This window comes from Stenotrophomonas sp. YJH_SMC_65, assembly GCF_059369475.1.
Genome location: NZ_JCAFSR010000007.1, coordinates 288,565 through 294,950, shown reverse-complemented (window position 1 = coordinate 294,950; position 6,386 = coordinate 288,565). Strand labels below are relative to the sequence as shown.

7 protein-coding genes and 1 pseudogene are annotated in these 6,386 nt (G+C 68.0%); 2 read left to right on the top strand and 6 right to left on the bottom strand.

Translation table 11 applies throughout. The features are described from left to right. Positions 1-130: 130 nt before the first annotated feature. Together AC5P7A_RS15485 and AC5P7A_RS15480 are read right to left on the bottom strand one after the other, a co-directional pair. Positions 131-208 (bottom strand): annotated as a pseudogene (locus AC5P7A_RS15485) (3-ketoacyl-ACP reductase); the annotation flags it as partial. A 169-nt stretch (positions 209-377) separates the two neighbouring features. Next, on the bottom strand, positions 378-1,121 hold the full coding sequence (locus AC5P7A_RS15480; protein ID WP_197607020.1) for an SDR family oxidoreductase: 744 nt from the start codon (positions 1,119-1,121) through the stop codon (positions 378-380). 106 nt (positions 1,122-1,227) lie between these two features. On the opposite strand from AC5P7A_RS15480, the gene AC5P7A_RS15475 reads away from it, so the two are divergent. Beyond that, positions 1,228-2,181, top strand: coding sequence for a LysR family transcriptional regulator (locus AC5P7A_RS15475; protein WP_049439531.1), 954 nt, complete (start codon positions 1,228-1,230; stop codon positions 2,179-2,181). A gap of 19 nt (positions 2,182-2,200) precedes the next feature. Here the strand turns inward: AC5P7A_RS15475 and AC5P7A_RS15470 are convergent, their stop codons facing one another. From AC5P7A_RS15470 to dkgB, 4 genes are read right to left on the bottom strand one after another with little or no spacing between them, the layout of a single operon-like run. Continuing rightward, entirely contained in the window at positions 2,201-2,524 is a 324-nt protein-coding gene (locus AC5P7A_RS15470) for a MoaF-related domain-containing protein (protein ID WP_197607022.1), read from the bottom strand. Further along, positions 2,521-3,459, bottom strand: a complete 939-nt coding sequence (locus AC5P7A_RS15465; RefSeq protein ID WP_126412369.1) for a cyclase family protein — start codon at positions 3,457-3,459, stop codon at positions 2,521-2,523. Before AC5P7A_RS15465 ends, AC5P7A_RS15470 begins: the two co-directional genes overlap by 4 nt. A 19-nt stretch (positions 3,460-3,478) precedes the next feature. After that, entirely contained in the window at positions 3,479-4,453 is a 975-nt protein-coding gene (locus tag AC5P7A_RS15460; RefSeq protein ID WP_049439535.1) for a TIGR03571 family LLM class oxidoreductase, read from the bottom strand. 11 nt (positions 4,454-4,464) lie between these two features. Beyond that, positions 4,465-5,268 (bottom strand): 2,5-didehydrogluconate reductase DkgB, encoded by an 804-nt coding sequence (gene dkgB / locus AC5P7A_RS15455; RefSeq protein WP_495220307.1) that lies wholly within the window; start codon positions 5,266-5,268, stop codon positions 4,465-4,467. 118 nt (positions 5,269-5,386) lie between these two features. On the opposite strand from dkgB, the gene AC5P7A_RS15450 reads away from it, so the two are divergent. After that, a complete protein-coding gene (locus tag AC5P7A_RS15450) occupies positions 5,387-6,289 on the top strand; it encodes a LysR family transcriptional regulator (RefSeq protein WP_111206306.1) in 903 nt (300 codons plus the stop codon). The last annotated feature ends 97 nt before the right edge of the window (positions 6,290-6,386 follow it).

The window sequence follows — 6,386 nt, the reverse complement described above, 5'->3', positions numbered from 1 at the left end:
GCGCATCGCCTGACCTACCTGTAGAGCCGAGCCCACGCTCGGCTGCTTCTGGCCTTTGCGCGAAGAGCAGCCGAGCATGGGCTCGGCTCTACAAGGGCGTCGCGCCATGCGTGGATGCCACCTGTGCGATCTACACCATCCCGCCGTTGGCGCGCAGCACCTGGCCGTTGATCCATCCGCCATCGGCACCTGCCAGGAACCCCACCGCGCCGACGCTGTACTACTGGGTGCATCGCCGCCGCGAGGGGCGCATCGCCTGACCTACCTGTAGAGCCGAGCCCACGCTCGGCTGCTTCTGGCCTTTGCGCGAAGAGCAGCCGAGCATGGGCTCGGCTCTACAAGGGCGTCGCGCCATGCGTGGATGCCACCTGTGCGATCTATACCATCCCGCCGTTGGCGCGCAGCACCTGGCCGTTGATCCATCCGCCATCGGCACCTGCCAGGAACCCCACCGCGCCGGCGATGTCCTCCGGCATGCCCAGCCGCTCCAGGGGGTTCATCTTCGCCAGCCGCTCGACAAGCTCGGGCGATTTTCCATCCAGGAACAAATCGGTGGCGGTCGGTCCGGGCGCCACGGCGTTCACGGTGATGTTGCGCCCGCGCAGCTCCTTGCTGAGGATTGCGCCCATCGTCTCCACCGCCGCCTTGCTGGCCGCATACACGCTGTAGTTCTCCAGCCGGATGCCGACCACGCTGGTGGACAGGGTGATCAGCCGGCCACCGTCGCGCACCCGTCGCGCGCTTTCGCGCAGCACGTTGAAGGCGCCCCTGAGGTTGATGCCGATCACCCGCTCGAACAGGGCGTCGTCGGTATCGGCCAGTGGTGCCAGCTGCAGCACCCCGGCGCTGTTGACCACCACGTCGATGCCGCCGAAACGGGCTTCGATGGCGTCGAAGAGCTGGCGCACCGCCTGCGGATCGGACACATCGGCCTGCAGCGCGATGGCCTGCGCGCCGGCGGCGTTCAGTTCGGCCGCCAAGGCTTCGGCGTCGTCGCGGCGGCCCGCATAGTTGATCGCGACCGCGTGGCCATTGGCGGCGAGCCGACGCGAGATGGCGGCACCGATGCCACGGGATCCGCCGGTGACCAAGGCGACAGAGCGGGCGGGGGAGAGGGTCATGGTGACTTCCACGGGGACACGCCGAAGTGGCGCAGCGCCATCTTCGCGAAATCGCGCTTTCGGATAATCCTGCATAATCCGCCAACATCATCCGGATAGCCGAACAATGGACCGCTTCACGGCCATGCGCGCCTTCGTCCGTATCGTCGAGCGCCGCAGCTTCACCCGGGCCTCCGAGGACCTGGGCCTGCCGCGGGCCACGGTGACCGACGCGATCAAGGCGCTGGAACAGCGGCTGGGCGTGCGCCTGCTGCACCGGACCACGCGGCTGGTGGTGCCGACGCTGGAAGGCGAGGCCTTCTATGGCCGTTGTCTGCGCCTGATCGCCGACATGGACGACGCCGAGGCCGCCTTCCGTGACGCGCCGCCGCGCGGCCCCTTGCGCATTGAGGTGCATGGCACGCTGGGCCGGCACCTGCTGTTTCCCCACCTGCCGGAGTTCCTGCAGCGCTACCCGGAGATCGAACTGGAGGTCAGCGAAGGCGACCGCTATGTCGATCTGCTGCGCGAAGGCGTGGATGCGGCGCTGCGGGTGGGCACGCTGGCCGACAGCGATCTGGCGGCGCGCCGGTTGGCGATGCTGCGCGAGGTCACGGTGGCCGCGCCGGGCTACCTGCAGGCCAAGGGCGTGCCAGGCAGCATCGAGTCCCTGCTGGGTGGCCATGAAATGGTGGGCTATCGCTCCAGCGCCACCGGCCAGCTGATTCCGCTGGAGTTCCAGCAGGGCGGGCAGGTGCGCTACGTGCCGCTGCCGGTGCGGGTGCGTGTGTCCGGTGCGGATGCGTTCCTCGGCGCCGCGCTGGCGGGCCTGGGCATCATCCAGGCTCCGCGCTACCGGATGGACCCGTATATCGCGCGCGGGCAGCTGGTGGAGCTGTTGCCGGACGCGCCGCCGACCCCAAGCCCGTTGAGCCTGGTCTACCCGCGCAACCGCACGCCGTCCCCACGCTTGCGGGTGTTCATCGACTGGGTGGCCGGGGTGTTCGAGCAGACCGGGGGTGCCGGCCAGCGGCCGGCACTACCGGAGCGGCACGCGAAGCTGTCCGACCGCAGGGGGTAGTGCCGGCCGCTGGCCCGCATCACAGCGCGTGCAGCGGCCCCTGCATGCGATGGAAACTGCCATCGGTGGCGGTGAACCAGGCCAGCGAATGCCCGCCCGCGAAGTCATCGACATGCACGACCGTGGCGCCATCGGCTTCCTGCCACGAAATGGCATAGACCCCGTCGCTGATCCGCTGCCATTCACAGGCGGCTTCGCCCCGCGCACCGGCATAGGCGCCGGAGACGATGGCGTACTGCACGTGGCGGCCATCGGCGCTGTAGACATTGTCGGCGGCCAGGCCGTCATAGCTGACGCGGAAGCGGCGGTCGGCGAACAACGGCAAGGCGGGGGCAGTGTTCATCGGATCGCCACCGGGTTGATGTTGACCTGGGTCGAACCGACGTACAGCGGCTGGCCGAGTACGAACAGGAATTCCCAGGCCTTGTCGCGCACCAGGGCACGGCTGTCGATCAGCTCCAGGTTGTAGATGCCACGCTTGGCCAGCATGTACTGGTTGATCGGGAACTCCTCGGCACCGTTCGGGTTCGGGTAGACCTCCGAGGCCCAGGTGTCGCCACCGAAGGCGACGATGCCCTGGTCGGCCAGCCACTTCGCCGCCTCCATGCCGATACCCGGTTCCACTTCCAGGAACTGTTTGTCGTCCTTGCCGATCAGTTCCAGCCAGCCGGTGTTGAACAGCACCACGTCGCCCTTGCGCAGGCGCAGCCCCTGCTTCTTCAGCACGGCCTGGATGTCGGCCACGGTGAACTCGGTGCCGCCGGGCACGATCGCCTTGCCGTAGTACGTGGTCATGTCCAGCACGACGCCACGGGTGACCATCGGCGGCACCTTCTCGACGCCGAGCTTGCGCACCCCGTCCACGGTGACGAAGTCGGCGGCCTTGTTGCCGTTGTAGTAGACGTTGTCGATGCCGATATGGCCGATGCCGTTGAGCTGGGTGCCAACGCCGGTCCAGGCGTTCACCAGTTCATCGTTGAAGGTGAACTTGTTGGGGCCCAGCGACTTGCCAGCCTGCTGGCCGACCTGCACGTTGTACAGGCGGAAGCTGCGGTGGCGGAACGCGGGCAGGTTCTTGTCCACCGGCACCGCCAGCGGATAGGTCTTGCCGGTCCTGACCAGCGAGACCGCGTGCTTGACCACGTCGGCGGTCAGCAGGTTGGCCGCGCCGATCTCGTCGTTGGCGCCGTAGGCAGAGGGGTACCAGTCCTCGGCAGTGGCCTGGAAGGACAGCGGCAGGGTAGCCAGCGCTAGCGCGGCCAGGGTCTTCATCTTCATGGCAAAGCTCCGGTAACTGTCAGGCCGTCGCGGGGGCGGCAAGCGGGGCATGCGGCGCAGCGGCGCCGGCGTGGGCCGGGAAGTGCGGCAGCACGTACTCGGCGATTTCGTGGAAGGTTTCGGCCAACGGCCGTTCGTTGCGGCGGAACTGCAGGCCGATGTGGTCGACACCGGCCGCCCGCATGGCGTGCAGCTCGGCCAGCAGGGCGTTGCGGCCGCCGCGCAGGCCGAAGCGCCAGCGCTGCAAAGGAGCATCGGCATCGGCAACCAGGTCCAGGTGGATGAAGCTGGCATAGGGCTTGTTACCGGCCACGGCGCGCCAGGCCGCCACGCGTTGTACATGGTCCTGCGGCGTGCCCGGGTAGGCCAGGCAGCCATCCATGTGCTGGCCGATCCACGCCGGTTGCTGCTGGGCCAGGCCTGCCACGAACAGCGGCGGGGCCGGGCCATCCGCGGGCAGCACGTCCAGGCCCTGCGGCAGGTGCGCGGCGGCGCCTTCGCGCAGCAGTGCGATCTGCTCGCGGAAGCGGCTGCCACGGCTGTCGAAGTCGCGGCCGAACAGCGGGTACTCCACCGGGCGGTCGCCACTGGCCACGCCCAGCAGCAGGCGGTCACCGCTCAGCCGCTGCACGCTGCGTGCCGACTTCAGGGTCAGCAACGGCTCGCGGATCGGCAGCACCACTGCGCCGGTACCCAGCAGGATGTGCTCGGTGATGCCGGCCAGGTAGCCGAGGTAACTGAACACCTCGAACACCTGTGCGGCATCGCCGAAGGCCGGGTCGTACACCGGCACGTCGCGTACCCACAGCGCACGGAAGCCAAGGCGGTCGGCCAACCGTGCCAGCTCCGCATGGCGCTGCAGGTCCGGTTCGCCGGGCAGGCGTCGCGCGGCGCGTCTTGCCTGTTCGCCCAGCGGCGTCCAGTCATTGTCCAGCGGTGCTTCGATGCCGATGCTGAAACCACCGGCCTGCAGCCGCGTCAACGCACTGCCCATGGCGAGGCTCCTCAGTCCCAGGCCGGGGCCAGGCCCGGCGGATCGACTTCGCGGCCGTTGCGGTCAAGCGCGGCGATCGCGGCCATGTCATCGGCATCCAGGTGCAGGTCCTGGGCAAGCAGGTTGCTGGCCAGGTTCTCGCGCTTGGTCGAGGACGGGATGACCGAGTAACCCCGCTGCAGCGCCCACGCCAGCGCGACCTGGGCGACGGTGGCCTGGTGCTTGTCGGCGATGGCGGCCAGCACCGGGTCCTTCAGCACCTTGCCGTAGGCCAGGGTCATGTAGGAGGTGACGGTGATGCCTTGTTCCTGCAGGAAGGCAGTCAGTGCCGGGTTCTGCAGGTAGGGGCTCAGTTCGATCTGGTTGGTGGCGATCTCGCCGGCGCCGACCACCTCGATGGCCTGCCGGGTCAGTTCGATGTTGAAGTTGGACACACCGATCTGACGGGTCAGGCCCAGCGATTTGGCTTCGGCCAGCGCGGTCATGTACTCGCGCAGTTCAACGCCATTGCCCGGCGCCGGCCAGTGGATCAGCAGCAGGTCGACGTACCCGGTGCGCAGCTTGGCCAGGCTGTCGCGCAGGCTCGGGATCAGCTTGTCGGCGGCGTAGTTGTCCACCCAGATCTTGGTTGTCAGGAACAGCTCGTTGCGCGGGACGCCGGATTCGGCGATGGCCTGGCCGACCTCGGCTTCGTTGCCGTAGATCTGCGCGGTATCGATCGCACGGTAGCCGACGTCGAGGGCGTTGCGCACCGAATCGATGACGATCTGGCCGGTCAGGCGGAAGGTGCCGACGCCAAAGGAAGGAACGCTCATGATGGACTCCAGGGACTTCGTTGAGAGCCGGTGGGCTCGGGACAGGGCGAAGTGTGGGCGCTTTACATTTGTTGATTAAGCCGTGTATACGGGAAACGCTTTTGCGCCGAGGTAAAAAATGAAAACCACCCTGGATGAGCTGAAGGCCTTCGTGGCCGTGGTCGACAGCGGTTCGATCACTGCCGCGGCCGAAGAGCTGGAGCTGACCATCTCCGCCACCAGCCGCACCCTGGCGCGGCTGGAGGACAAGCTGCAGACCACGCTGCTGCGGCGGACCACGCGGCGGCTGGAGCTGACCGAGGAGGGAGCCGCATTCCTGGAGTACGCGCGCACGATCCTGGCCACGGTGGACGAGGCCGAGGAACAGATGGCCGCGCGGCGGCTGCAGCCGGTCGGGCGCCTGCGCGTAGACGCCGCCACGCCGTTCATGCTGCACGTCATCGTGCCGTTGCTGGAGGGCTTCCGCGAGCGCTACCCGCAGGTGGAGCTGGAGCTGAATTCCAATGAAGGCATCACCGACCTGATCGAGAAGCGCACCGACGTAGCGTTCCGCATTGGCGTGCTGCGCGATTCCACCCTGCATGCGCGGCCCATCGGCCACAGCCGCATCCGCGTGGTGGCCAGCCCCGAGTACCTGCGCCGGCGTGGCACGCCCACGCGGGTGGAGCAGCTGCGCGAGCACGACCTGCTTGGCTTCACCCAGCCCAGTTCGTTGAACGAATGGCCGCTGCAGGATGCCGATGGCGGCCCTTTCGTGATTGAGCCGGCGATTGCTTCGTCCAGTGGCGAGACACTGCGGCAGATGGCGGTGACCGGGCTGGGCATCGCCTGCCTGTCCGACTTCCTGACCCGCCAGGACCGGCGTGACGGCCGCCTGGTGCAGTTGTTCGCCAAGCAGACGCAGGAGGTGCGCCAGCCGATCAACGCGGTGTACTACCGCAACACCGCGCTGGCCGCGCGCATCACCTGTTTCGTCGACCACGTGACGCAGACGCTCGGCCAGCGTCCGTTTGACGAATAAGGCGGCGTAGAGCCGGCCGCTGGCCGGCTGCCGGGTCCCGGGGGCTGCCGGCCAGCGGCCGGCACTACCAACTGTGTATCACCTGATGCGTGGCCCA